The 24,585-nt window shown below is 61.5% G+C and carries 22 protein-coding genes; 10 read left to right on the top strand and 12 right to left on the bottom strand.

All coding sequences use genetic code 11. The annotated features are described in order from the left end of the window. A complete protein-coding gene (locus tag HS101_07520) occupies positions 1-207 on the top strand; it encodes a hypothetical protein (protein MBE7506123.1) in 207 nt (68 codons plus the stop codon). A gap of 615 nt (positions 208-822) precedes the next feature. Then, positions 823-1,275: an IS200/IS605 family transposase gene (tnpA, locus tag HS101_07525; GenBank protein ID MBE7506124.1), complete on the top strand. Its 453-nt coding sequence runs from the start codon at positions 823-825 to the stop codon at positions 1,273-1,275. Positions 1,276-1,935: 660 nt separating this feature from the next. On the opposite strand, the gene HS101_07530 is transcribed toward tnpA, so the two are convergent. Next, on the bottom strand, positions 1,936-2,682 hold the full coding sequence (locus HS101_07530) for a hypothetical protein (GenBank protein ID MBE7506125.1): 747 nt from the start codon (positions 2,680-2,682) through the stop codon (positions 1,936-1,938). A gap of 261 nt (positions 2,683-2,943) precedes the next feature. On the opposite strand from HS101_07530, the gene HS101_07535 reads away from it, so the two are divergent. Beyond that, positions 2,944-4,263 carry an IS1380 family transposase gene (locus tag HS101_07535; protein MBE7506126.1) on the top strand — a complete coding sequence of 440 codons (1,320 nt, stop codon included), beginning with the start codon at positions 2,944-2,946 and terminating at the stop codon, positions 4,261-4,263. A 417-nt stretch (positions 4,264-4,680) separates the two neighbouring features. Here HS101_07535 and HS101_07540 read toward each other — a convergent pair whose 3' ends face one another. Then, entirely contained in the window at positions 4,681-5,211 is a 531-nt protein-coding gene (locus tag HS101_07540; GenBank protein ID MBE7506127.1) for a GNAT family N-acetyltransferase, read from the bottom strand. 229 nt (positions 5,212-5,440) lie between these two features. Between HS101_07540 and HS101_07545 the strand changes: the two genes are divergently transcribed. Next, positions 5,441-7,876, top strand: a complete 2,436-nt coding sequence (locus HS101_07545) for a cytochrome C (protein MBE7506128.1) — start codon at positions 5,441-5,443, stop codon at positions 7,874-7,876. Here the strand turns inward: HS101_07545 and HS101_07550 are convergent. Both HS101_07550 and HS101_07555 read right to left on the bottom strand, forming a co-directional pair. Then, the gene (locus tag HS101_07550) at positions 7,863-8,222 is read right to left on the bottom strand and encodes a hypothetical protein (protein ID MBE7506129.1); all 360 of its coding nucleotides are present in this window, start codon (positions 8,220-8,222) and stop codon (positions 7,863-7,865) included. The genes HS101_07545 and HS101_07550 overlap by 14 nt on opposite strands. A 193-nt stretch (positions 8,223-8,415) precedes the next feature. Beyond that, entirely contained in the window at positions 8,416-8,991 is a 576-nt protein-coding gene (locus HS101_07555; GenBank protein MBE7506130.1) for a cob(I)yrinic acid a,c-diamide adenosyltransferase, read from the bottom strand. Positions 8,992-9,206: 215 nt separating this feature from the next. Between HS101_07555 and HS101_07560 the strand changes: the two genes are divergently transcribed. Then, on the top strand, positions 9,207-11,324 hold the full coding sequence (locus HS101_07560; protein MBE7506131.1) for an ATP-dependent helicase: 2,118 nt from the start codon (positions 9,207-9,209) through the stop codon (positions 11,322-11,324). Between the two features lie 24 nt (positions 11,325-11,348). Here HS101_07560 and HS101_07565 read toward each other — a convergent pair whose 3' ends face one another. Both HS101_07565 and HS101_07570 read right to left on the bottom strand, forming a co-directional pair. Further along, the gene (locus HS101_07565; protein MBE7506132.1) at positions 11,349-13,082 is read right to left on the bottom strand and encodes a glycosyltransferase family 39 protein; all 1,734 of its coding nucleotides are present in this window, start codon (positions 13,080-13,082) and stop codon (positions 11,349-11,351) included. 19 nt (positions 13,083-13,101) lie between these two features. Next, positions 13,102-13,890 (bottom strand): hypothetical protein, encoded by a 789-nt coding sequence (locus tag HS101_07570; GenBank protein MBE7506133.1) that lies wholly within the window; start codon positions 13,888-13,890, stop codon positions 13,102-13,104. Between the two features lie 252 nt (positions 13,891-14,142). On the opposite strand from HS101_07570, the gene HS101_07575 reads away from it, so the two are divergent. Next, the gene (locus HS101_07575; protein ID MBE7506134.1) at positions 14,143-14,694 is read left to right on the top strand and encodes a hypothetical protein; all 552 of its coding nucleotides are present in this window, start codon (positions 14,143-14,145) and stop codon (positions 14,692-14,694) included. A gap of 32 nt (positions 14,695-14,726) precedes the next feature. Here HS101_07575 and HS101_07580 read toward each other — a convergent pair whose 3' ends face one another. The 3 genes from HS101_07580 to HS101_07590 all read right to left on the bottom strand — a co-directional run bounded on the left by HS101_07580 (position 14,727) and on the right by HS101_07590 (position 17,341). Then, positions 14,727-14,969 carry a hypothetical protein gene (locus HS101_07580; GenBank protein ID MBE7506135.1) on the bottom strand — a complete coding sequence of 81 codons (243 nt, stop codon included), beginning with the start codon at positions 14,967-14,969 and terminating at the stop codon, positions 14,727-14,729. 72 nt (positions 14,970-15,041) lie between these two features. Further along, the gene (locus tag HS101_07585; protein ID MBE7506136.1) at positions 15,042-15,296 is read right to left on the bottom strand and encodes a hypothetical protein; all 255 of its coding nucleotides are present in this window, start codon (positions 15,294-15,296) and stop codon (positions 15,042-15,044) included. 317 nt (positions 15,297-15,613) lie between these two features. Then, a complete protein-coding gene (locus HS101_07590) occupies positions 15,614-17,341 on the bottom strand; it encodes an endonuclease (protein ID MBE7506137.1) in 1,728 nt (575 codons plus the stop codon). Positions 17,342-17,547: 206 nt separating this feature from the next. Here HS101_07590 and mutY point away from each other — a divergent pair, with 206 nt between their 5' ends. Beyond that, positions 17,548-18,705: an A/G-specific adenine glycosylase gene (gene mutY, locus HS101_07595; protein ID MBE7506138.1), complete on the top strand. Its 1,158-nt coding sequence runs from the start codon at positions 17,548-17,550 to the stop codon at positions 18,703-18,705. Here mutY and HS101_07600 read toward each other — a convergent pair. Further along, positions 18,659-19,441: a DUF1264 domain-containing protein gene (locus tag HS101_07600; protein ID MBE7506139.1), complete on the bottom strand. Its 783-nt coding sequence runs from the start codon at positions 19,439-19,441 to the stop codon at positions 18,659-18,661. The genes mutY and HS101_07600 overlap by 47 nt on opposite strands. Positions 19,442-19,801: 360 nt before the next feature. Continuing rightward, a complete protein-coding gene (locus tag HS101_07605; GenBank protein ID MBE7506140.1) occupies positions 19,802-21,094 on the bottom strand; it encodes an MFS transporter in 1,293 nt (430 codons plus the stop codon). A 208-nt stretch (positions 21,095-21,302) separates the two neighbouring features. On the opposite strand from HS101_07605, the gene HS101_07610 reads away from it, so the two are divergent. After that, positions 21,303-21,680, top strand: a complete 378-nt coding sequence (locus HS101_07610; GenBank protein MBE7506141.1) for a (2Fe-2S) ferredoxin domain-containing protein — start codon at positions 21,303-21,305, stop codon at positions 21,678-21,680. A gap of 24 nt (positions 21,681-21,704) precedes the next feature. Here HS101_07610 and HS101_07615 read toward each other — a convergent pair whose 3' ends face one another. Continuing rightward, entirely contained in the window at positions 21,705-22,142 is a 438-nt protein-coding gene (locus HS101_07615) for an NAD-binding protein (GenBank protein MBE7506142.1), read from the bottom strand. Positions 22,143-22,275: 133 nt separating this feature from the next. Between HS101_07615 and truB the strand changes: the two genes are divergently transcribed. Together truB and HS101_07625 are read left to right on the top strand one after the other, a co-directional pair. After that, positions 22,276-23,010: a tRNA pseudouridine(55) synthase TruB gene (gene truB, locus HS101_07620; protein ID MBE7506143.1), complete on the top strand. Its 735-nt coding sequence runs from the start codon at positions 22,276-22,278 to the stop codon at positions 23,008-23,010. Positions 23,011-23,114: 104 nt separating this feature from the next. Continuing rightward, positions 23,115-23,894, top strand: coding sequence for a helix-turn-helix transcriptional regulator (locus HS101_07625; GenBank protein ID MBE7506144.1), 780 nt, complete (start codon positions 23,115-23,117; stop codon positions 23,892-23,894). The last annotated feature ends 691 nt before the right edge of the window (positions 23,895-24,585 follow it).

Here is a 24,585-nt window from a genome sequence, read left to right on the forward strand (position 1 = left end):
ATGAGCCAAGACGGTTCGAAGCGGGCACAAGAAATCTTGGGCAACGTGCTTATGGCGGTTGGCGTCACGGCGTTTGTCATCGCCGGAGGTTCCCTGATTCATTCGCAAATCAACTCCAAGCCCATCAACGGGCTCTTGCTTGCGGCCATGTTTTTTTGCGCCATCTCGAGTTTCGGCATGGTATTCCTTTCCCGCCGCAGCCATTGATTCGTGCATTCTGATTGCCTTGTGTGAGAGACGATTGAAACCCTCGCCGGGCGGCGCAGGCGCGTGCAAATCCAAGGTGACATAAGGTGACACAAGGCCTTCGGAAACTGTGCCAACTCGCGTGGCGGGCACGTGTTGGGGCGCTTCGGGTTTTTGGCGGTTTTTCGTGAAAACGGGCAAGGTGAAACACGACCGGTGTATGCCCGAAAGGGCACGGAAAGTCTCGGGAAAGTTCGTTTGTAAGTCCTTGAAAAACGAGTCGGAAAAGTGACACAGTGAAACGGATGTCAGGCTGACGCTGCGGCGCGGAACGGAATCGATGTCTGACAAGACAACTGGGCGCAAGTTGGCGGTGGGCGTGAACATTTCATAGGAGACTCTTGCTCCGCGCTCGCGCCGGCGAACGCATTTTTTACTCGACCAGAAGGCGAGCGGCCCTGGGTAGTCGCCCAGAGGGCGCGCATTCTTAAGCCCCAACGGGGCGCAGGGTTGTAGCCACGGGTGGAGCATCGCCGAGGCGTCAGCCGTTGGCGATGCGGAACCCGTGGAATGGTTCGGCGAGTATGATAAGCCCCGGAGGGGCGTTGGAAGCTTTCGTTTACCAATAGGTGTCGCATGCCCGGCACGTACTCGCAGGTTCTGTTACACGTCGTCTTCAGCACCAAGCATCGCGAGAAATGGATCAGTGCGCAAATCGCAGAGCGTCTCTACCCGTACATCGGCGGGATTGTTCGCACTGAGAAGGGGACACTGCTCGACGTCGGCGGCATGGAGGATCATGTGCACCTGTACTTGCGCTGGCGGCCGGACGAGTCGATTTCAAATCTGATGCGAGTCGTGAAAGCGCGGTCGTCGAAGTGGGTCCATGAGACTTTTCCGAGACTCGCCGCGTTTGCGTGGCAAGAGGGCTACTCTGCATTTTCGGTCAGCAAGTCGCAGGAGGACACGGTCAAGAAGTACATCTCGAATCAGGCTGAGCATCATCGGCGTGAGGATTTTCGATCGGAGTTACTGCGGTTGCTTACGGCACACGGGATCGAATTCGACGAGCGGTATGTGTGTGATTGATGCTTTGCTGCGGAGTCGAAGAACTCCTCCGCCCCTACCGGGGCGGGTCGCGCTGCGCGATTCTTTCCACGGGTTGCGCTCGGCGGCTAGCGCCGCCTTCGCTCCACCCGTGGCTACAATCCGGCGCCCCTACGGGGCTAAGGGCAGAATTCCCAACGGCATACGAGTGAGATGGAGTCCAGGAGGACATACGTGAAGGATGGGATTCACGTGCTGGGTACCAATAGGAAGTTGAGCGTCATGAGCCGGAGGCGCAAGCGCGGAGCAAGGATGAGTAAATGGAGATCGATCCAACCATGACCCGTGAGGGAGTGCCTGATGTCACCGGCAACGACGATCCCGACTGCAAGGCCTGGACCTCAAACCTGCGGCCTGAACCCTGTCGTCTTCAGCCTCGCATCTCAGGTCGTTTTCACCAAAAACCACCAAAAACTCGCACTGCCCCAACACATGCTCGTCACAGAAGTTGGCACGGTTTCCGCAAGGCTTGTGTCACCTTATGTCACCTTGGGTTTTGCGCGGTTTGGGCGCGGGAAGGCCCCGCCGGGAAGCGAGGACATGGGAAGGGATTCCCATCGGGCCGCGTGCGAGAAGGGATTCACGCACGAGCGGATTCACGCACGAGCGGCAAGCGGCCGGCATGGGCGAGCGGCGGATTAATTACCTTCGCGCTGTGCGCCGCGGGCTGCGCGCGAGGAGCAGGGCGCCGAGGGTCAGGAGGCCGATCGCCGCGGGCTCGGGGACTTTCAGGTAGCGAACGTCGGAGCCGAACTCGACGATGCTCCCGTTGGCCACAGCGGCAAGCTGCTGATCCGACAGGGCCCCGGAGAGCGTCAGTGAGTAGGCGATTGAATTGCTCACCGCGCGCTGCGAGCCGGGGATGTTGGCCAGGAGCGGGCTTGCGGCGATTCCACCGTAGGGGCCGCCGAGGCTGCCGGAGCCGCCGGTGAAGTGGGTGAGGCCCTGGTTGCCGGAGCTGGTGCTGATGACCTGTTTGTAAGTCCCGAGCAGATCGCCGCCGCCTGCATTCGTCCAGGCCCACTCATTGGCCACGCTGGAGCCGGGCGTGAAGCTCGACCATTGCGAGACGCCGACGGAGCCGGGCCCGACGACGGCGGTGTTGCCGGAGAGGATGGAAAAGCCGGTCGGCAGAGACATTCCGAGGGAGACGAGCAGCGACGCGGCGGTGTCGAAGCCAGCCGGCATGCCGGTGCTGGTGTTCTTGAGGAGGATGTTGAGCGTGCTGCCCGACGTTTCGAATGTGGCCATGGCGCCGAGACCATTGAGCGGGTTGGCATTGGAGCCGCCGGCATCGACCGAATATGTGGCGGTGATCATCCCGGCGCGGGCACTGCCGGCGAAGACGAAGCACGACAGAATGAAAATGGGCAGGAACTTGAGGCGCATGATGCGTATCTCCTCTGGGTTGAGAATGCGTATCCCGAATGTCATTTCAGTAGCTGTCGGAGGCGCCGCGTTCATAGCGCAGCGAGGCGCGCCCCTTCCCCCTGTGTGTCCAAGAAATACTAGGCTAGCCCGAATATTTCATCAGGTCGGCGTTGAATAGGAATAGAAAAAGCCTCGAAGCCTTGTAGACTGGGGTTTCTTAAGAACATTCCGGTCCATAGGCAGGGAGGCTTTTTCGTGACAGACTGTAACAGCAAACCGATGTTCTTTTCCAGTCTCGGCCGCAAGAAAATCGTGGCCGATTTCACAGGCGGAACGCTCACCTCAGACGCCGGGGGTCTGCTGCTTCGGGAGGTCGAGCGGCGTCTGGGCCTGGTCGATCAACTGGCCGGGGTCATCAACGACCCGCGTGATCCGGCCCGAATTCAACATGACCAGCGGGTCATGCTGGCCCAGCGCATCTTTGCCATTGCGATGGGCTACGAAGATCTCAACGACCATCAAGCCCTGCGGAGCGATCCCGTGCTGGCGGTCCTGACCGGGCGGCCGCCGAGCGCGGATGAGCCGCTGGCCAGCAGTCCGACCTTGTGCCGGCTGGAGAACCGCGTCACGCGCGGCGACCTGGCACGAATGTCGCGTGTGCTGGTGGAGCAGTTCATCGCGTCCTATGAATCGCCGCCGGAGGAATTGATCCTCGACTTCGACGCGACCGACGATCCGATCCACGGCAACCAGGAAGGCCGCTTCTTCCACGGCTATTACGACCACCACTGCTTCCTACCGCTGTATGTGTTCTGCGGCTCGCGGCTGCTGGTCTCCTACCTGCGGCCCAGCAACATCGACGGGGCCCATCACGCCTGGCCCATCCTGAAGCTGCTGGTGCAGCGCTTGCGACAGGCGTGGCCCGGGGTGCGGATCATCGTCCGCGGGGATTCCGGCTTCTGCCGCCGGCGAATGATGAAATGGTGCGACCGGCACGGCGTCAAGTACGTGCTGGGCCTGGCCCGCAACACCGTCCTGGAGAAAGCGGCCGAGTCCTTCATGCAGGCGGCCGAGGCCCAGTTCGCCACCACGCAGCAGAAGGTGCGGAACTTCCACGAGATCGAGTACGCGGCGCAGACCTGGGATCGCCCGCGCCGCGTGATCGTCAAGGCCGAGCGGCTGGTTCAGGGGCCCAACGTTCGATTCGTGGTGACCAACCTGACCGACCGCACGCCGAACGATATCTACGACGGTCTGTACACGGCCCGCGGCGACATGGAGAACCGCATCAAGGAGCAGCAGCTCGGGCTCTTCGCCGATCGCACCAGTTGCCACGCCTTCCTGGCCAATCAGTTCCGGCTGCTGTTGTCCTCGGCGGCCTACGTCCTGGTGGAAACGCTGCGCCGCACGGCCCTGGCCGGCACCGAACTGGCCGAGGCCCAGGTGAACACCATTCGCCTGAAACTCTTCAAGGTCGCCGCGCGGGTGGTCGTCTCCGTGCGCCGCGTCGTACTGCGACTGTCGAGCAGCTGCCCCCTGCAGGACCTGTGGCGATCCCTGGTTCCACGACTCCGCCTGATCCCGCCCGCCCCATCATGACCCGAAAAACAACCTGATCACCGCTTGGGGGTAAGGGGGCCCTGCGCGCTCCAACCTCCACCTTCGTCCCTCCGCTCACGCACAAAGCCGAAAAACTCCGTCCATCACCATTCGAAGATCACTGATGAAATATGCGGGCTAGAAAATCGGCTCGTGCGGCGAATTCTCCATCAAAACTTTCGACCGGCGGGTGATAACGGCGCGCTTCTCGGACCTGCCGAGACGAAACCGAGAATACAATCGACTTCGAGAGGGGGAGCGTTGTTTTCGGGCGGAATCGGCGCGATCTTTTTTCTCGCAGCGCCGGCCACGCTGATGCGGCAACGAAGGAAAGTGCGCCGCCCCATAATCAGGAGCGGTAGAAAGGGTGGGCAAAGCGCGCCGGCCGGGCGAACGGCCCCAGCGCGAATCGTCGTGCTAGATGAGGTCCTTGAAGAAGATCACCGCGTCGTGCGGGGTCTTGCCGTCGGGGTCGATGGCGAAGCGGGGAATTGTGCCGACGTGGGTCCAGCCGAGCCTTCGATACAGGCGCTCGGCGGCGCCGCCGCGCTTGGCATCGAGGGTGAGGAGGGTGAGGCCGGCGGCGCGGGCGGCGTCTTCGACGGCGTGCATCAGGGCCGTGCCGAGGCCGGCGCGGCGCACGGATTGATCGACGAGCAGCTTGACGACTTCGGCGCGGTGCGGCTGGTTGGGGGCCCAGGCGGGGTGGAGCTGGACGGTGCCGACGATTTGGCCCTCATCGCGGGCAACGAGAAAGACGGCGCGGGGGTGGGCGTCGGAGATCGTCTTTCGCCACCACTCTTCGGCGCTTTCGATCGACAGCGGCGCGAGGAAGCTGACTGCTTCGCCGGATGCGACGGTTTCGGAAAGAAGCCCGGCAAGGGCGCGAAGATCGTCGCCGTTGACCGAGGGCGAGAGTCGCTCGATCGTGTATGGCTGCGGTGGCATGGCTCGTCGTGTCCGCGTCATTAGAAAGTGCCGTTAGTATGGCACCCATTCGTGGCCGGCACATCCATTGGACGGCATAGATCACCAGTGGATCGACCCAACTCGCCGCGAATTGTACTCGGCGGCAATCGGGGGTGCAGCCTCGCGCCTGTTCGGGTACAATGGGGTGCATCGCTGGAGCGAGAATCACTTCCAACGGTAATGTACCCGGGCCACCAGGGAGTTCGCCTTGCCGCGACCACGTGTTTTATTTTGCATGATCTTCATGGCGGCGGCGATCTGCGCGCCGGCGGCAAGGGCCTTCCAGACGCCGGCTGAGTATCCATCCGGTTCGCAGTGCGTCGTCTGCCATCAGAACGTCGAATGGATCCGCGACCCAAGCAGCGAGATGATGCGGCGGATCATGACGATCGGCCGCGATTCCGGCGACCCGGCCGGATGTGTGGTGTGCCACGGCGGCGACCCTCAGGCGACGACGGCCGAGGCGGCGCACGCGGGCAAGAGCTTTTACCCCGACCCGAGCAGCCCGTGGATTAATGCGAACACGTGCGGGCAATGTCACGAGCGTCATGTATCGACGCAGTGGACGAGCCTGATGATGACCGAGGCGGGCAAGATTCAGGGGACGGCATGGGCCTTCGGCGGTTTGGAGGGATACGAGCACAAGTGGGGCAATTACGACGTCACCAACCCGGAGGACCCGCATGCGCGGATCGGGACGGACGTCTATCGGGCGTACATGGAGGCACTGTCGAAGAAGGAGCCGCAGGTCTTTCCGAATGCGCTGACGCAACTGCCTGCCGCGCCGACGGACATGGATCGGCTGGCGTCGAATCCGCAGGAGGCGGCGTTTACGTATATCCGCGATCAGTGCAATCGGTGTCACTGGGCGGTGCAGGGGCGCCAGGTGCGCGGCGACTATCGCGGCATGGGGTGCTCGGCGTGTCACCTGCCGTATGGCGTGGAGGGGTTTTACGAAGGGGCGGACGAGTCGATCCCCAAAGACAAGCCGGGCCATCCGCTGGTGCACAGCATTCAGGCGACGCGCGAGGCAAAGGTCACGATCAACGATCACACATATAGCGGCATCCCTGTTGAGACGTGCGCGGTGTGTCACAATCGCGGGAAGCGGATCGGCGTTTCCTATCAAGGGTTGATGGAGAGCGCGTATTCATCGCCGTACACCGAGGGCGGCGGCGGCCAGCTTCCGCTGCACACCAAGCATTACATCAGCCTTCAGGATGACGTTCACAATCAGAAAGGCATGCTCTGCCAGGATTGTCATACTTCGAACGACGTGCACAGCGACGGGTTTCTCGCGTGTACGAATCTCGCGGCGGTGGAGATTGAGTGCTCGGATTGCCATGGGACGCCGGAGGCGTATCCGTGGGAATTGCCCATCGGATACATGGATGAGTATGACGACCATCCGCCGATCACGGGCCCGCCGCGCGGGACGGCTGCTTCGTTGTATCCGCCGCTCGATCAGGGGACGGTCCATCCGGCGCAGGATGGGTATCTGCTGACGGCGCGGGGCAATCCGCTGCCGGGCTCGGTGCGGAGAGGAAACAGCGTCATCGTTCACACCGCCGCCGGGAAGGACATCGAGCTTAAACCGTTGAAGCTGCTGATGGAGGAGGAGCGGCTTTCGAAAGAGGCGAAGCTTGCCATGCACGGTGTCTCCAAGCATATGCAAAAGATGGAGTGCTATTCGTGCCATGCGACATGGACGCCGCAGTGCTACGGTTGTCACGTCAAGATTGACTACTCCGGCGGGAAGACCGGCTTCGACTGGACGGCGGCGGGGCATCGGCACGGACAGTGCGATCGTAACGGGGCAGGTGAAACGCAATATGAATTGCCGATTCCCGGTGAGACGACTGAGGAGCGGTCTTTCCTTCGGTGGGAGGACCCGGCGCTGGGCGTCAATGGCGAGGGTCGGGTGACGCCGATCGTGCCGGGGTGTCAGGTGGCCGTCACTGTCGTAGGCGAGGATGGCAAGGACATCATTCGGAACAAGATCTTCCGCGCGGAGCCATTTGCCGAGGGGGCGGGCGCTGAGGGGCCGATCGGGGTGGACACGAGCCCGACGCAGCCGCATACGATTCAGAAGCGGGCGCGCACCTGCGAGTCGTGTCACCTGTCGGACAAGGCGCTGGGATACGGCATTGACGGCGGACGGCTGACCAAGCCATGGGACGAGGCGCACTATGTCGATCTGACCACGGCGGACGGGCACGTGCTTTCGAAGAACGCGCGGCCGCAGATTGAGCCGATTGAGGGGCTGGTGGGAGACTGGTCGCGCGTGGTGACGGAGGACGGCCAGCAGATACAGACCGTCGGGCATCACTTCAAGCGGGATCGACCGCTGAACAACGAGGAGCGGGCCAACATGAGCCGGCAGGGGCTGTGTGTTTCGTGTCACACGGAAATTCCCGAGGGCTCGTTGGCGGTCAGTGCGCTGCATCATGCGGGCGAGTTCGTCGGGTTGCTGCCGAAGAATGCGGAGGCGCACTCGACGCTGGTGCATAAGTCGATCCTGACGGCGGCGTGGGCGCAGGTGCTGGCGCCGGTCGCGCTACTTACGGCCGGTATCGTGGTGATCGCCAGGCTTCGACGTCGGCGCAGGCTGCGGACGGCAGCATCGGAGATCAAGGAAGGCTGAACTTCGATTGGCGCGAAAGCTCGCGCCAGTCGCGGACGTTTTTCCTGTCGAGATCGCGGGCCTTGCGATTTACGTTTCGCGCGGCCTCGTCCATCTGGTTTGCGAGCCGGGTCAGCATTTTGGCACCCTGAGGGTATTGCGCGAGGGGCACCTGTCGCCGTACTTCCATGCCGATGCCGCCGAAGAGGTCTTCGATCATTCCCCATTTCGACTTTGATTCGAGAAACTCGTAGGCCGCGAGGAATGAGTCATGGTCTTCCATGTCTTCAAGGAGAAACTGATCGCCGATCGCGGGAGAATTCGGAAGCGACTTCGACGGCGCCGATGTCGTGACGCTGATGGTCAAGGAAATTGGCCGAGGGGATGTGGCAGGCGGCGCTTCCGGCGTTTCAGGGGTTCGGCATGACGAAGCAACCGCTTTTGTGGAGATCGCGAAATACGGCGCGCCGCTCTTGGATGGTTGACATGCTGCTCGCCCTTTTTGAATCAATCCTGGCCCGGAATGGTGCCCTGCTCTCAAGAGCACTTTCTACGAGTCCTTACCCCTTCGGGTTCACCCAGGGCACGTCCGCGACACCGGCGATGCTGTTGGCCCAGCGGGCCCAGGCAAAGAGGAGGTCACTGAGCCGGTTCAGATAAATGATGATCTGCCGGTTGAACTGCACGGTTTCCGCAAGCGTGACGACGCAGCGTTCGGCGCGGCGGCAGACGGTCCGGCAGACGTGGAGCTGCGCCGCGAGCAGGTCTCCGCCGGGCAGAACGAAGCTGGTGAGCGGCGGCGATGCGGCGCAGGCCTCGTCGATCCAGCCTTCCAATCGTTTCGACTCCGCCTCGGTGATATTCGGCACCTTGTCGCGCTTGTTTGCGTCCTCAGGCGTGGCGAGGTCGGCGCCTAGTTGAAACAGCTCGGCCTGAATCAATCGAACGCGATCGGCAAACTTTCGATCGGCGGCGAAGGGCGGGCGCTCGCTCGCCACGGCCGCAACGACGCCGAGGAATGCGTTGAGTTCGTCGATCGAACCATACGCTTCGACGCGGGCATGGTCCTTGGAGACTTCGCTGCCGTCGAAGAGAGAGGTCTTTCCGTCGTCGCCGCGTTTTGTGTAGAGCTTCAAGGCCGGCCTCCGGGTGTTTGCGGGTGGGTGATATTGTGATTCTCCCGCGCGCGGCGCGGGGGGGCAACCCGTTGCGGGACGGGGGCCAAGCTGACTGGGCCGCTGGGCGGTAAAGGCACGCCGACAAGCGATGTCGAGCCGTACGCGGGTTTGGGGCTATGATGTCGAAATTCCTTCACGCGTCTGCGCCGCGCAGTCCCGGAGAGCCTTGGAACATGACGCCGGAATGGCTGGACACCCTGAACCCCGCTCAGCGCGAGGCCGTGACACACGGCGATGGGCCGCTTCTTGTCGTCGCGGGGGCCGGTACGGGGAAGACCAAGACGCTCGCCTGCCGCGTGGCTTATCTCGTTCATCAGGGCGTTTCGCCGGAGCGGATCATGCTGCTCACGTTTACCCGCCGGGCGGCCGCCGAGATGGTCCGCCGGGCCGAGGAGATGACGGGGCAGAACTCCACCGGGTGCGTCTGGGGCGGAACATTTCACGCGGTGGCGAACCGGCTGCTGCGTATTTATGGAAACGCGATGGCGATCCCGGGCGACTTTACGGTGATGGATCAATCCGACGCGGCGGACCTGATGGGGATGATTCGCACCGAGCTCGGCGTGACGAAGAGCGATCGGCGGTTTCCCCGAAAGGAGACGCTGGTCTCGATTTATTCGCGCACGGTCAATTCGCAGGAGAAGCTCGATCGGGTGTTGATGCGGCAGTTTCCGTGGTGCCGTGACGAGATCGAGACGATCGCGAAGATCTTTGAGTCGTACACGCGGCGCAAGCGGGATAGCCACGTCTTCGACTACGACGATTTGCTGCTTGTGTGGAACGCGCTTTGCGATGCGCCCGGGGCGGGCGAGGCGATGGGCGATCGGTTCGATCATGTGCTCGTCGATGAATATCAGGATACGAACGCCATTCAGAGCCAGATTCTGCTGCGACTGAGGCGAACGCGGAAGAACATCATGGTGGTCGGCGATGATGCGCAGTCGATCTACTCGTTTCGCGCGGCGACGGTCCGGAACATTCTGGACTTTCCTGCGCAATTCCCGGGAACGCGGATGGTGACGCTGGAGCAGAATTACCGCTCGACGCAGCCGATCCTCGCGGCATCGAACGCGGTGATGGATCAGGCGAAGGAGCGATTCACGAAGAACCTGCGGTCGGATCGCATCTCGCATCAGAGGCCGGTACTTATCACGTGCCTCGACGAGCAGCGGCAGTGCAAGAGCGTTTGCCGGAAGATACTCATGCATCTTGAGCAGGGTATTCCATTGATGCGGCAGGCGGTCCTGTTTCGCGCGGGGCATCACAGCGATCAGCTTGAAGTCGAGCTGGCGCGGAGGAAAATTCCGTTTCACAAGTTCGGCGGTTTGAAGTTCGTCGAGGCGGCGCACGTCAAGGACATGCTCGCATTTCTGCGGATTCTGGAGAATCCGTTCGATGAGCTGTCGTGGTATCGCATTTTGTTGATGCTCGAAGGCGTCGGGCCGAAGTCGGCGCAGCGGATCATCGGCGAGCTCGGGGTGCGACGAAGCGGCGCGCCGGCGCCTGCCGGGCCATCGCCGCTACTGAGGCTTTTCTTCAAGCCACCGGTCGCGCCGCCATCGGCGCGGGAGCAGTGGGCCGAGCTGCGCGTCGCGCTCGCCGACTGCTGCGGGATCGACCTTGCCGCGCCGCCGCCGGCGGAGAACCTCGACACGGCGATGTCTTCGCGTCGCATCGAACCGCCGCTGGTCAGCCAGATCGAACGGCTTCGCCGATTTTATGAGCCGATTTTTGAGAAGCGTTACGAGAACCCGACGATCCGTTTGCGCGACATCGAGCAATTGGAGCAGATCGCGTCAACCTATCGCTCACGGGCCAGCTTCGTGACTGACTTGACGCTCGATCCGCCGACGAGCACGAGCGATCTTGCCGGTCCGCCGTTTCTGGAGGAGGACTGGTTGACGCTGAGCACGATTCACTCGGCGAAGGGATGCGAGTGGGATGTGGTGCATATCATCCATGCGGCTGACGGCATGATTCCGTCGGACATGGCGCTTTCCGATGAGGCGGGCGAGGAAGAGGAGCGGCGACTGCTGTATGTCGCGATGACGCGGGCCAGGGATTGGCTGTACGTTTATTTCCCGATTCGCTACTACCATCGCAAGCACGCCAGGGGCGATGCGCATAGTCTTGCGCAGCTCTCGCGATACTTGTCGCCGACGGTTCGGCGGTACTTTCAGGAGATGCCCGCGGACGGGGATGTGACGGCCTTCGTTGATGCCCGGGAGCGCGGGCTGACGGACGTGGACGATGCCGTTCAGCGCTTGTGGTCGGACGAGATTTCGTCCTGACAAAGTTGAATGGCTCTTCGGGCGCTACTTCGGCGTGTCGTTTGGACAGGGTGGCGCGGTGGGAATGTCACTGGTCGTTAGGTCGTACATCACCAGCGCTTCGCGTCCATCGGGCAGCTTGAATGACATCAGTTTAGCGCCGGCGACGGGAATATCGGGCCGCTCGACGACGAGCACTCGGGCGCACGGCGATAGCTGCGGGCCGAGGATCGGCAGGTATGCGCTGGGGCGGAAGACGACCTTGCCGATGCGCGTGATACGCTCGATGCCGATGAGCTGCTCGATATCTTTGTCGCCCTTCTGATAGGCGGCGGGGTCCATTTGCGTCCAGAAAAGGTAGAGCATGCCGAGTTGATTCGAGCGATCGGGGGAGAGTAGGACGAGGTCGTAGTCGTCCTGTTTCTCCTTCACTTCAGCAAATGCGTCGGCCCATTCCGATTGAAACGCGGGGGCGGAGCGGATCGGGTACTCGACGAAGAACCGCCGGCAGAAAAGGCCAGTTCCGACGAGCATGAGTCCGACCAGGGCGGTGGTCGCCATGCGCGCGAGCGATTGCGAATGCTTCTGGGCAAATTGAAACAATTGGACCGCACCGAGCGCGGAGATGAGTTCCAGAGCCGGGAGCATTCCTACGCCGCGGAGTGCGTGGCCGCCGTGCCAATTTGTGAAGGCCGCGGGGACGGGGCCGATGAGCAGCCAAGCGAGAAGGAGCCTGCCGAATCGGTCGCCGCGCCAATTTCGGAGAATGTGGATGATCCCCAATGGGAGGAGCGCCATCGCGAGGAAGTGCGCTTGTCCGTAATTGGGCACGGATTGGATTTCCGATTGGTCTCCGTGGAAAAACAGGAACGTCGGCGAGAAATGTGACGCGTAGTTTTTCAGCAAGGATAGTCCGGCGGCGGCGATGGATTGATCGCCTGAGCCGCTGACGACGGCCGCGGCCCTTGCCCACACCTGCTCGGGGGCGTGGATCGTCGCGGCGAGAAACGGCGTTAAGCCGATGAGGAGGCCGCCCGTGACGGCGAAGACACTCACTCGCGCACTCGGCATTTGCAGAAGCTGCCGCGCCTGGCGGCGATAAAGCCAGAGCGTGGCGATCAGCAGGGCTGGAACGACTACTCGCATGGCGTGGTAAGTCCATGTCGTCAGCCCGAAGACGAGCCCGGCGGTGAGCAGGATGAGCAGTTGCCGGGCGCGGCCCGACCCGCGCAAAGACGCGGCGGGCTGAGAGAGATGGGCGGATTGCAGCAGGACGTATCCCAGTAGAAGCAGAGTCGGGCAAGTCCCGGCCTCAAATGCGAGGCGGCTGAGGTGGACGTGCCATGGAGAGATCGCCAGCAGCGCGGCGGCGAGCAGCCCCGCGTTTTCGCCGTAGCGTTTTCGCATGAGCAGATATGCAAGCGGGACGCCCGCGACTCCGATGAGCGCGGCGGGCAGACGCGCCGCTAGAACGCGAAGGCCCAGGACTGCCTCGAACGGAATGATCGTGTAAACGAAGGGGCCGGGGTGGTAGTCGCCGAATGCTCGAAAGAAGATCGGCCAGGCAGCACCGTCGTGATCGCGCCCCGTCTTGAGCAGGCACCACGCGTCGTAGGCGTGGACGGCTTCATCCTGATTGATGCCGGGGGGGACGGCGTCGAGCCGCCAGAGTCGCAGGCCTGCGCCGAGGAGAACGATCGCGACCAGGGCGGCGATGCTTCTGGGGCGCGCGGTGGTTAATGGGGCGGGAATAGTTTCCTTCACCGGTTGCGCGCTCATGCGAGGATTCTACCGCGTATCATCGCGATTCCCCGGTTGCGGCGTCGGCGGGAAGCTGGATCGGCGTTGGGGGTGTGGCGTCGAAGGCGTCACGCGAGATCGGCGCGTTGGCGACGATCTCGTAGTAGGTCGCTTCAAGGAGAATCTTCTCGCTGCCATCGGAACGCAGGCGACCCAGGGTCCAACCGCGAAGTAGAAGCGATTCCTGGTCGATGAGCATTCTCAGGAATCCGTGATTGTCGGGGCCTGGCTCGCGGCGCTCGAAGAAGTAGCAGGGCCTCCCCGCCTGAAAGGTCGCGCCTTTGAGCCGCCATTCGGGAAAGAGGCCGTCAGCGCCGGCGCCGAGGGCCGCGGCGCCTTGATTGAACAGAAGAGGCAGGAGAAACGGCACGCCGTCGGAGATGAGGGTGGCCGCCGTTTCGATGGGGGTGGTGGTGAAGGGCCGATGAGAGGTGTATCTGCCGACGACCGGGCGGTAGGTCCACCACTGCCCACCGAGGACAATGGCCACGTCCATGTCGATCTGGAGTTTGCAGCGCTCGGGTCGGGCAAGCTGCCATGAGATCGGCACTTGACGGTCGGCGCCGCGCCGAAAATCACGAAGCAGTCCGAGGGCGCGCAGACTTGTTGCGCGGCGATGCGCCTCGACGACGCGGGTTAGAAGATCGGCGGAGGTCACGACGGCGCCGGAATCGAGATCGACCTTATCGGGCGCGCGCTGCGGCGCTGCACATCCGGGACATACCAGTTCGGCACAGACGGCCGCAAGGAGAAACAGGCGACTCGGAAGCGAGGCGCTTGCGGACAAGCAAAGGCTCTTCAGCGCGATACTCCGCATGAAGCGTGAAAGACTACCGGCCCCGGTTTGAAGTCACAAGTCGGCCAGTATATTCGGACGTTCGGGAATGGCGACGGATTGAGAATTGGCGGTTGTTTTGGGTTGTCGCTTCCGGCGGAATTGGTCACAATGCACAAGTTCTTCGGCATGCCGTTGCCGCGGCATGGCCGAGCGTGTTGGGTCCGGCCACTGCAATTCATTATTCCAATCGAGCAAGCACTGATGATCGCGTCGAAAGACTTCTCGAAGGTTGAAAAGCAACTGGAGACTTATTTGTCGGAGCGACTGGGCGACGTCACCGTCCGGATCGGCGACAACATTCATTATCCCGGCACCAACATCGTGATCACGTCGCCGATGTTTGCCGGCCTGCTCGCGGAGCAGCGCTATCATCACGTCGTGCGGGCCGTTCCGCCGGATTTCTACGACCGCCATCTTCGACAGGGCCTGATCTGGTTTGAGCTGGCGCCCAACGAGACGGCGAAGGACTACATGAAGATGCCGCGCTGCGAGGACGTTCAGTCGCAGGCGCCGGCCATCGCGGCGATGCTGAAGAAAAAGGGCTTCGCGGGAAGGATGATCGCCCTGCTCGGCCCGCACCCCGAGGATGCATCGACGATTGATTTTTCCTCGACGCGTCAGGTCCTCGCGGAGTGCAAGCTCAGCGCGGCCGACATCGAGAATGCCTGCCTCTACCTGATCTCCGAGGGGGCATTCTGCGACATGCAGGTGCTGATGGATGTGCTGCCGAAGCTGAGCACCGCGCAGGTTTAAGAACGGCCTTGCGCCCCCGCCCTATCGCCCGCTTAAAACCCTGAACCAGAGCCGTTGCCGCCGAATCCGGTGTTGCCGAACAACAACAATTGAATCGGCGCCAGGGCAATGTTGAGCAGAACCTGGAACACCGTCGCCGGGGTGTTGTTGAGCGATGTGGCCAGCACCTGATTGACACCGGTCTGGCACTGTGAGAGCTGAAACAGCGGCGCGGCGGCAAGCACGATGGCGATGCGCCGGGCGATGCGATATCGAGTCAGAAGTCGCTTATTCATAAGGGTACACGGCCTCGGGAGGCTGCCTGCAGCCCGGCGAAAGCGCCAGGCCGCGGCGCACTGCGTAAAAGGTTAGTTCTGGAAGAACGGCTGTCTGTTGCCGCCGAGAAGCGTTTGAAGAATGTCCGCTGACGGGAAGTTCTGCAGCAGGACGGACTGAATGGACCCGACGACGACGCTGAAGCCGGCGCTGGCCAGCGATGTTCCGATCGTCGAGTTCAAAGCGAAGGGATCGCAGGTGCCGGTCGCCTGAAGGAGGGGCAGCGCAGCCACCATGAAGAGCAGCTTCTTGCGCCACCGAAATAATCGCATAGACCTGGAGGACATTTAACTTCTCCCAATATCCGCGAGGGAATTAAGGCGAGCCCGACCAAAAATACAGCCAGAGAACAACCGACACATGCAGGCGATGGTCCCCGGGTTTGTGTCAGGCAGTTTAATATCACCGCCTCGGCGTCGCAACGAGGGGAATGGGACCGCCACGGATCGACGCGGCCGGCGCTGGACAGTAGTGAAACGCGGCGGTCGCCTCCGCATTTCGGGCCAACATGGTATTTATCGGCAATCGAAACCGCCCCGTGCCAGCGAGTCGCGGCTTGCGGGGTCGGCGGGTGATTTTTGGTTACTCTTGTCGGGGTGGGCAGTTACGGCGCGAGCAGTTCGGCGAGGAAGGCGGCGACATCGGCCCCGTCGACGGTCATGTTGGCATCGACATCGCCCGCACACGGCGAGCAGGGGACGCCCAGGCCGAGCAGCAAATCGACGAAAGGGGCCACGTCATCGGTGGTCACCATTTCATCGCAATTCGCATCGGCGCCGGGGCAGCCGGGGACGACATTGGCCGTCAGGGTCAGGACCAGATCGGGCGTCGCGGCCGCTCCGGGGATGTCCTCGTCGGAAAGCTCGATGGTATAGGTGGCCGAGTATCCGCCGAGGGAGGCCGGATCGACGAACGCCATGAACGACTGGCTGGACCCGGCGGGAAGGTTGGCGAATGGGGCGATGTCGGTCGTGAGCACGGCCGTATCGCCGACGCCGTTGACGGCATCGAGGTCGAGCTTGCCGGTCAGGCCGGGCGTGGCCTCTAGATTGTGAATGCTCAGCGCGATGCCCTGCATGCCGCTGCCGAGTGCGACGTTGCCGAAGTCAATCATGAGCGTGTTTGCGTCGGCCGGACTCGCGAAGGAGGCGTTCGCATGATCCAGCACGCGAAGCGTGACATCGGCGGTGTCGTCGCCGTCATCCAGCCCACGGCCGGCCCCCGAGGAGGTGAGATCGGTGTTGTTCACGATCAGGCTGCCCGACTTCACGCCGACGGTCGCGGTCGACGTCGCCAGGCCCACTGAGAGCACGCGGCTTTGAACGCCCTCGATGAATGACTGTCGAAGCCCCGCGTCCGCCGAGGTCGCGGCGCCGGTCAGGGTGATCTCATAGGTGGTCGGATTGCTGCCGGCCTTGTTGAGCGTCACATTCTGCGCGCCGGGCACGGCCGCATTGGGAAACACATCGCCGAGATCGACGATGGCGTTCGAGACGCCGTCCGCAGGTTCCACTACACCGACATAGAGCCGCGAATCATTTGGCGTCGGACCCCAGATGGCCCAGACATATTCGGGATGATCCGTGAATGGGTTGCGGTTGTTTTGGTAGGTCGTGTAGATCGTGTGGTTGCGGATGCGCTCCTCGGTGCTGACCTGATCGCGGAAATGCCAACTGATTAAAGTGGACAACCGACCCATGTTGTTGTTGGTGTTTGTGATCGTGGCGAGGTTGTCGGTTAGTTCCAGGTTGCGCGGAAAGCCGTCGGTGCCGTCGCCCTCGTAGCGCGTGTCCATATAAAACATGGCTCGCGCGAGATCACCCTTCTCCACGTCCCGGGCTTCCCAGGAATCGGCGTCGGTCCGGCACAGCGGCGCTTCGGGGTGCGCCGGGAGCGTACCGCCGTCGTCGTAAAACTTGTTTGCCCGGGCGCTGTTCACATTCTTATCGCAAGGCCGCAGATTATTGAGATCGCCGTAGGCCGGATTGCTGTTGTCGATTCCGTAGCTGTTGGGCCAGAGGTGCTCGGTATTCGCGGAACCAGCCGGGAACTGGGTATTGACGACGCTGACGCCGGAATAGACCAGCAGGACGTTGAGCGAATTGGCGGGGTCCTGATCGAGGACCTTGAGGGGCCCTTCTCGATTGGAATAGGAGATCGACGTGTGCCCGTCGATGATGCTGTTCAGGGCGGCCTTGAGCGGCGCGCCGGTGAGCCCGATGGCCGGGTCGTAGTAATTGCCCGGAGGGTCGTATTGCGCGAACGCAGTCGTACAAAAGCCGAGCAGCGCGATCAGGAATGTCGCGAGCTTGCGGTTGGAAATCGAGATCATCTGGCAATTCACCCTTCTCGCCGGCGTGCGGGAAATGGCCCTACAGTGGTTAATGCACCATGTTAGCAGATCAACGCGTTCGATTCCCCCTGCTAGCCGCTACTTTTCTGATGTTTTCGACCGATATTCGCGGGTCGGCGGGCTCCGTTTGTCAGCACACAGCATCGGCTCGGCGTGATTCGAGGGCTGCTCTACAATTCGCCGCCATGCCCCGCTTGATTGATTCTACGCTCGCCGGACGCGTTCGTCGGAACATGCTTGCATGGTACGACCGGAATCGGCGCGACCTTCCCTGGCGAAAAACGACCGATCCCTATCGCGTCTGGCTGAGCGAGATGATGCTCCAGCAGACGCAGGTCGCGACGGTCATTCCGTACTACGAGCGATTTTGCTCAAACTATCCGACCGTCGATCGGCTCGCCGCGGCAGACCTGCGCGCCGTGCTCAAGCTCTGGGCGGGGCTGGGATACTATGCCCGAGCGAGGAACATGCATCGCGCCGCGAAGATGGTCGTCGAACAATTTGACGGGCGATTTCCGAAGACACGAGATGAACTGAGACTACTCCCGGGCATCGGGCCGTATAGTGCCGCGGCGATTGCATCCATTGCGTTTGGGGAGAAGGCGGCCGTCGTGGATGGAAACGTCAACCGGGCGCTCGCGCGGCTCTTCTGCCTGCGCGGCGACACGGCGACGACAGGCGGCAAGAAGGAGATCGCGCTGTACGCGGATGCGCTGGCCTCCGATCGGCGCTGCGGGGACTTCAACCAGGCCATGATGGAACTGGGGGCGACGATCTGCACGCCCGGCGCGACTGCGAAATGCGATCAATGCCCCATCCGGCGCGACTGCCGGGCGCTGGCCGACGATTGCGTGGCATCTCTGCCGATCAAGAAAAAGAATACCCGCATGAGCCGCGAGACACACGCGGTGGCGGCAATTCGTCGCGGCAGGCGTTGGCTTGTCGTGCAGCGGCCGGAAAGCGGCTTGTGGGGTGGGCTGTGGGAGCTTCCGACGGTGATTGCGGACGGTCAGCCGATCAGGCGCATCGTCCGGCGACTGGCGGCTGACTGGACATCGACGCGCTGTGAACCCGCGGCGACGGCGTTTTGTGATCTCGACCGTCAGCTGACGCACAAGCACATTCGCTTCACCGGATTCGTCTGTGATGCGGAGACGAAGGTTGCGCCAAGGCCTCAAAAAAAGGGGGCGCGGTGGCTGGCTTTCGACCAGCTCCGCGCCCTGCCTATGTCCACTGCCATGCTGGCCGTCGTCGATGCGCTTGAAGCGTCGGAGACAAACGGCCGATCAAATGCGGCTACTTCCCGCCGAGCATCTTCGGGGCATCCGGCCCGCTCGCGGTGAATTGCCGGCCGAGTTCGTCGATGGACTTGGGCGGCGGAATCTGCGGCACTTCCATGCCCATCGACTTGCGGCGCTCGCGGATGTCGTCGGTGGAGATGCCGAACTGGGCGTCGCGCTTCGAGAGCATGGCCTTGTCGATCTGCCCGTCGCCGTTGGCCGACCACATCAGCATCGGCTCGCCCATGGGGAACTTCGTGGTCGGATCGGGCCAGGTGTGCCAGGTCTTGCCCCACGACTTGATGAGTCCCTTGAAGAGGTCGTCGCCCTGCTTGGGCAGGTCGGCGGCGATGAGCTGGCCGGAGATGATCTCGTAGGCATGCGGATGCCAGTACTTCTTCTCCGAAGCGGGCAGCTTCTGATACTGCTCGTCGCTGACGAGATACTCGATGCCAAGCAGCTTCGCGCCGGGCCCCTTACCGTCGTAGATCACGCACTGGTGCATGTCGGCCTGCGGCGAGCAGTAGTGATGGGCCTCGACGGCGAAGGAGGGCCGCTCCTTGGAGATGTGGAACGCGCAGAGATAAAGATGCATTCCGTTGGGCGCGCCCCAGTGATTGGGGTTCTTGGCCATGGCGCCGTCGTGATCGTGACCGGCGTGATCGGCGTCATCGCCATGATCGTGACCTTCGTGCTGGGCCGAGGACCAGCTCGGCCCGCCGAGAATCAGGCCCGCGGCGATGATGACGGCCGAGGCGACAATACTGATTCCAATTCGATTCTTGCTATTGCCTGCCATGCATTCGACTCCTATGTGTTCTAAGTGATTACCTTGCCACAAACCCGAAGAAACGCCATCCTCAAGCAATCGACTACTGAAAACGATACCGCGGCGCTGTCATACTGCAATCAGGGCGGGCATATTTTTGAATTCATGCGATACCGAATTCGCCCGGGGCAGCAGATCAGAAATCCAGGCAAACTCACCCAATTCACAGTGCGCGAAGCGTTTGTGGCCGCCCTAAGTTGAGATGAAATCTGCTGATATGTCGGGAGGCGGGGTTAAGATCCGGCCGTGCCGCTCTTGCCGTCTTACCCCAAATTAGCTTGTCGGCAATTTGTCTTTCGGGCCCCACCGCCGCACTGGGTTGGCGAAGAACTACTTGGTCTGAGCCAGCTCATATCGACGCATAATAAGCATGAGAGAGCATCCGAGAAGGCCGAACCCGGCCATGCTGTAAAGCCAGGCTCCCCAGCCGAACCTATCAATCAGCGTGCCGAGTCCAACGCCCGCAAGGCCGGCGCCGATATATTGCCACGAATCAATGACGCCGGCGGCAAAGCCCGCCATCTTTCGCCCTCCGATGTCCATGGCCGCGGCCGTGCCAAGGATGGAGTGCGTCGCGTTGCAGGTAAACGAGATCAGGATGAGTGCCGTACAAACGGCCCACAGAGAGGTTGCTTGTGCGCCGATGAGTATGATCACGGTCTCCGCCAGGTACAAGGCGGCCGCGACGGGCGCTCGGCGCCCCTTGAACATGAGATCGGAAACATAGCCGGAGGCAATGGACCCGATGGTCGCGACGGCGGGAATCATGAAGGCCGTCCACTGAAAGGGCGCTGAAGTCAAAGAGACGTGTTGTACTTCCTGAAAGTACTTCGGAAACCAGTCGTCAACGCCATATCGAACGACACCGGTACAGAAGTATGCCCATGCAGTAAGCCAGACCATCGGGTTTCGCAAAATGGTGACGAAGATCTCGCGCAGCGGCAGCGGGCCCTCCTGATCTCCGCGATCGTTTGCTTCCTGGGGGATTACTCCGCTGTATCCGGCATCCTCGGGCGTCTCTTTCACCAGCAGCAGCATTACCGTCGTCACAACGATAATCACCAATGCCGGAACAAAAAAGACGACCTGCCAGTTACCCGGCGGCAGGCGATAACTCCAAATCGTGAAACCCGCCAGCAAAAAGGGAGTCACCGTATTGTTTACGAACCTCCCCAGATTGATCATCATGCCGAAGATGCCCGCGAACCGGCCGCGCTCCGCTCGCGCGAACCAGGCGGTGTTCATCTTCACCATGCCGGGAGCGCCGAAGGCCTGTATGTAACCATCGATCGAGCGAAGCACCACGAACCAGGCGAGCGTTCCGAACACCGGGCCAAGAATCTTGTAATACCAGCCCAACCCGAACAACACGTTCATCACGGCAGTGCCGTAGCCTCCGATCGCCATCGAAAGCCTTCCGCCGATTCGGTCGGCGAGCAGTCCATTCCAAAACTGCCCGATCGCGTATGACCAGTTCCGACCCGAATTGATCAAGCCGTATTGTTGATTATCAAAGCCAAACGTATCGCAGAACGACTTCGACGCGATCGAGAGGTTATATCGGTTGAAGTAATAAGAAGCGTACGTCAGCCCGAGAAAGAACCAGTTGCGACCGCGGCGCATGCGAAAACCAGGCGGATGCCGATGAACGTCCTTCGCCCCAGCCGCATTGGTCGGTGCTGAATCCACAATCTACCTCGATGACGAACTCGCGAACGATGACACTCCGCTCGCAATGGGTCGGGCATGTATAACGGCGATCCGATACTCGGGCAAACCCGCGTCTGGGCTCCCTGTCTCGCCCGGGATCGACGCGGTAGAATGGTCGTCCATGCCGACCTTTGAAAAGCACCTCTTTGTCTGCACGAACACCCGGGCCGAGGGGCATCCGCGCGGCTGCTGTTCGGCGAAGGACGCGGGGGCCATTCGCGAAAGGCTCAAGGAGCTGGTCGAGAAACGCGGGCTCAAGAAGAAAATTCGCGTCAACACCGCCGGGTGTCTCGATCAGTGCGAGCACGGCGTGACGATCGTGGTTTATCCCGAAGCGGTCTGGTATGGATTCGTGAAGCCCGGCGACATCGAAGAGATTCTCGAATCGCACCTGGTCGGCGGCAGGCCCGTCGATCGACTGCGCCTGCCGGATGGCTGCATCAATACCGACCGCTGCCCGCACAAATCCGGGGGCACGGTGCAGTTGGGGCTCAAGTAGAAGTGCCTGCGTGGCCGGCCGGAATCAGGGGCTCACTGATTCGACCTGCGCGCCCATGTATTTTGCAATGCGGCGATAGAACTCCTGGGCCACCGCCTGTTCGGCGACGATCACCTCGTCGGCCCCGCTTTGAAGGGCCTTGAGTCCCGAGCTGGTGTATTGCGTGCTGGCGATGATGTAGATATCCGGTCGGATGGTGTTGGCGATTTCCGTTGCCCGAATGGCGGCCGATTCATCCGGAATGGACAGCGCGAGCACCGAGGCGGTCTCGACGCCTGCGCGGCGAAGCACGGCCTCATCGGAAATGTCTCCCTCGATCACCGAAACGCCGATGGTTCGCTGAGCCCTGCAGGTGTCGCTGTTCATTTCAACGACGACAAAGGGCATCTGTCGTTCCTTGAGATATTCGGCAATGAAACGGCCGCCGACGCCGTAGCCCGCAATGATGACGTGGTCTTCCATATCTTCTCGCTCCGGTTCCCTGTGAGACTATTATAGGAAATCGGCATTTCATTTGGGATGTCGGCGGACTTAATCTCGTCTCAGACCTGCATGGTTGCGGCGAATCGCGTTTTTATGGGGCAGAATCTCGGGTATGGACGCGACACCAAGCGGAATCGTGAATCTCTACAAGCCTGCGGGCAGGAGCTCGGCGCATTACGTCTACCGTTTGCGGCCGATCTTCGGGGTTCGCAAGATCGGCCACGCCGGGACGCTGGACCCGTTCGCCGAGGGTGTCCTGCTGGCCTGCGTCGGGAAGGCGACGAAACTGGTCGAACGATTGATGGACCTGCCGAAGGTGTACCGCACGACGCTTCGGCTGGGCGTTACAAACGAAACATTCGACACGGAGCGACCGTTTGAACCAGTTCCCGGCGCGACGCCGCCCACGCGTGAGCAGGTCGATGCCGCGGTTGCCGCGATGACCGGCGAGGTCCTCCAGGTGCCGCCGGTCTATAGCGCCATGCGCGTCGGCGGCGTACTCAGCTACCGGCTTGCCAAGCAGGGACGGCCGGCTGAACTCGCGGCCCGGCTGGTCAGGATCTACGCCATCACCGTCAACCGCTTTGAATATCCGCGACTCGAGCTGACCATCGCCTGCGGCCGCGGCACGTACATTCGGGCCATCGCCCGCGACCTTGGAACGACGCTCGGCTGCGGCGCCGCCTGCGAGCAGCTCGAGCGGGCCAGCGTGGGGCCGTTCAAGTCCAGCCAAGGGCTGCAGATTGAAACGACGACGCCGGACGTTCTTCGCAGATCACTTATGCCCGTCGAGGCGGTTCTTGAATTGCTGGATCGGACGCGCGGCTCGGATATACCGGCTTCGTGATACAATGAACCCCGGCGGGCAATCGCTTAAGGGGTTCAAAATTGCAGTACGCACAATTCCAGCCTGTAGCGCCCCTCGCTCAATTCGTTCGATGCTTCTGGATCATGAGCGACGACAATCCCGCGGCATGCGCCGAACCGGAACACGTCGTCCCCGACGGCTGCATGGAAATGATCGTGCACGTGGGAAATCCATTCTTCGTCAGACGGCCAGGGGGCGGCTTCCAGCAATCGCCGCGTAGCCTCGTGGCCGGACAAATCACGAGTTGCCTTCGCATGTGTCCAACAGGACCGTTTTGGATGATCGGGGCGCGCTTCGAGCCGCATGGGGCGAGGCGATTTTTTGATTTGCCCATGCACGAGATTGTCGACGCAATCGTTCCGCTCTCGTCGCTGATCGGGAGCCAAGCCGGATCACTGGCAGCGAGAATCGGCGAAGCGCCGTCGGCGCGCGAGCGGCTGGAGATCCTTCAGAGCGCCCTTCTCGATCGCCTGGCCGCCGCGGGGCCATCCGACGATCGCGTCGATCAATGCGTTGGCAGGCTGATCGCGGCCGGCGGGAGGATCTCGATTGACGAACTGTGCCGACAGACGTCGATTGGAACTCGACAACTAGAGCGACGATTTCGCGCCGTCGTGGGCATTCCCCCGAAACTCCTGGCCCGCATCATCAGATTCCGCCGAATTTTTGAATTCACCGAGACCGGTTCGCCGGTCAACTGGCTCTCGGCGGCACTGGCCTGCGGGTATTACGATCAGGCCCATTTGATTCGCGATTTTCAAGACCTCGCAGGTCGCAGCCCGACCAGGTTTCTCGCGATGGAGGAAGGGATTGGCAAGCGCCTTGCCTGTTCCGAATTGCCGTCAATGCGTTCGATTTTCTAATGGGTTCTCTGATTGGGTCAATGTGTTTTCGGTCTTGAAACCGGGCCGATGGTCGTCGATTTTCTCCCGATCGCCGGATTCTGCATCCCCCGATGTGACTATCTTAAAAAAGGAATCGGTCCGCCCTGTGTTTTTCTGTGAATTCACAGAAAGGCTCCGCGCTGTGCATATGCAAACGGTCCAAACATTACAAACCGGAACATGTTTTGGCTCTCGTCAATCGTCGTCGCATGCCGCGACGCTACATCATATTTGTCGGACTAAAATTTATTGACGTTTCATTTGACGATTGCTAGCATACTGATGGTCCCATTGAGAGCCTCCTTTCTCAACTCTCCGGCCCGAGAGTCGGGACCCCTAGCCCGCCTCACAGGCGGGCTTTGCTTTTGGTATTCGCCGTTTTTGACCACTTTCAACTGCAATTCGGCGTCGCGTTTTTCCAATACTTATTTCTGCTGGCCGAGTACGCTTCAATCAATGCTCAAAGCGTCCCAAGGGGCTATTTCCTGTCGCTGCTGACAGGGAATTCGGGTGGCCGGACTAAACGGAGGAATCAGATGACCCGCAAAGCACTATTTCCAGTGGTCGCGCTATTTCTAACCCGAATATTTCATCAGGTCGGCGTTGAATAGGAATAGAAAAAGCCTCGAAGCCTTGTAGACTGGGGTTTCGTAAGAACATTCCGGTCCAT

Source organism: Planctomycetia bacterium, assembly GCA_015075745.1.
Lineage (GTDB): Bacteria > Planctomycetota > Phycisphaerae > UBA1845 > UTPLA1 > UTPLA1.

Coding starts and splice junctions, on each gene's coding strand:
- HS101_07520 (MBE7506123.1), top strand. CDS start 1: ATGAGCCAAGACGGTTCGAAGCGGGCACAAGAAATCTTGGGCAACGTG.
- tnpA (MBE7506124.1), top strand. CDS start 823: ATGCCCGGCACGTACTCGCAGGTTCTGTTACACGTCGTCTTCAGCACC.
- HS101_07530 (MBE7506125.1), bottom strand. CDS start 2,682: ATGCGCCTCAAGTTCCTGCCCATTTTCATTCTGTCGTGCTTCGTCTTC.
- HS101_07535 (MBE7506126.1), top strand. CDS start 2,944: ATGTTCTTTTCCAGTCTCGGCCGCAAGAAAATCGTGGCCGATTTCACA.
- HS101_07540 (MBE7506127.1), bottom strand. CDS start 5,211: ATGCCACCGCAGCCATACACGATCGAGCGACTCTCGCCCTCGGTCAAC.
- HS101_07560 (MBE7506131.1), top strand. CDS start 9,207: ATGACGCCGGAATGGCTGGACACCCTGAACCCCGCTCAGCGCGAGGCC.
- HS101_07565 (MBE7506132.1), bottom strand. CDS start 13,082: ATGAGCGCGCAACCGGTGAAGGAAACTATTCCCGCCCCATTAACCACC.
- HS101_07575 (MBE7506134.1), top strand. CDS start 14,143: ATGATCGCGTCGAAAGACTTCTCGAAGGTTGAAAAGCAACTGGAGACT.
- HS101_07580 (MBE7506135.1), bottom strand. CDS start 14,969: ATGAATAAGCGACTTCTGACTCGATATCGCATCGCCCGGCGCATCGCC.
- HS101_07585 (MBE7506136.1), bottom strand. CDS start 15,296: ATGTCCTCCAGGTCTATGCGATTATTTCGGTGGCGCAAGAAGCTGCTC.
- HS101_07590 (MBE7506137.1), bottom strand. CDS start 17,341: ATGATCTCGATTTCCAACCGCAAGCTCGCGACATTCCTGATCGCGCTG.
- mutY (MBE7506138.1), top strand. CDS start 17,548: ATGCCCCGCTTGATTGATTCTACGCTCGCCGGACGCGTTCGTCGGAAC.
- HS101_07600 (MBE7506139.1), bottom strand. CDS start 19,441: ATGGCAGGCAATAGCAAGAATCGAATTGGAATCAGTATTGTCGCCTCG.
- HS101_07605 (MBE7506140.1), bottom strand. CDS start 21,094: ATGCGCCGCGGTCGCAACTGGTTCTTTCTCGGGCTGACGTACGCTTCT.
- HS101_07610 (MBE7506141.1), top strand. CDS start 21,303: ATGCCGACCTTTGAAAAGCACCTCTTTGTCTGCACGAACACCCGGGCC.
- HS101_07615 (MBE7506142.1), bottom strand. CDS start 22,142: ATGGAAGACCACGTCATCATTGCGGGCTACGGCGTCGGCGGCCGTTTC.
- truB (MBE7506143.1), top strand. CDS start 22,276: ATGGACGCGACACCAAGCGGAATCGTGAATCTCTACAAGCCTGCGGGC.
- HS101_07625 (MBE7506144.1), top strand. CDS start 23,115: ATGAGCGACGACAATCCCGCGGCATGCGCCGAACCGGAACACGTCGTC.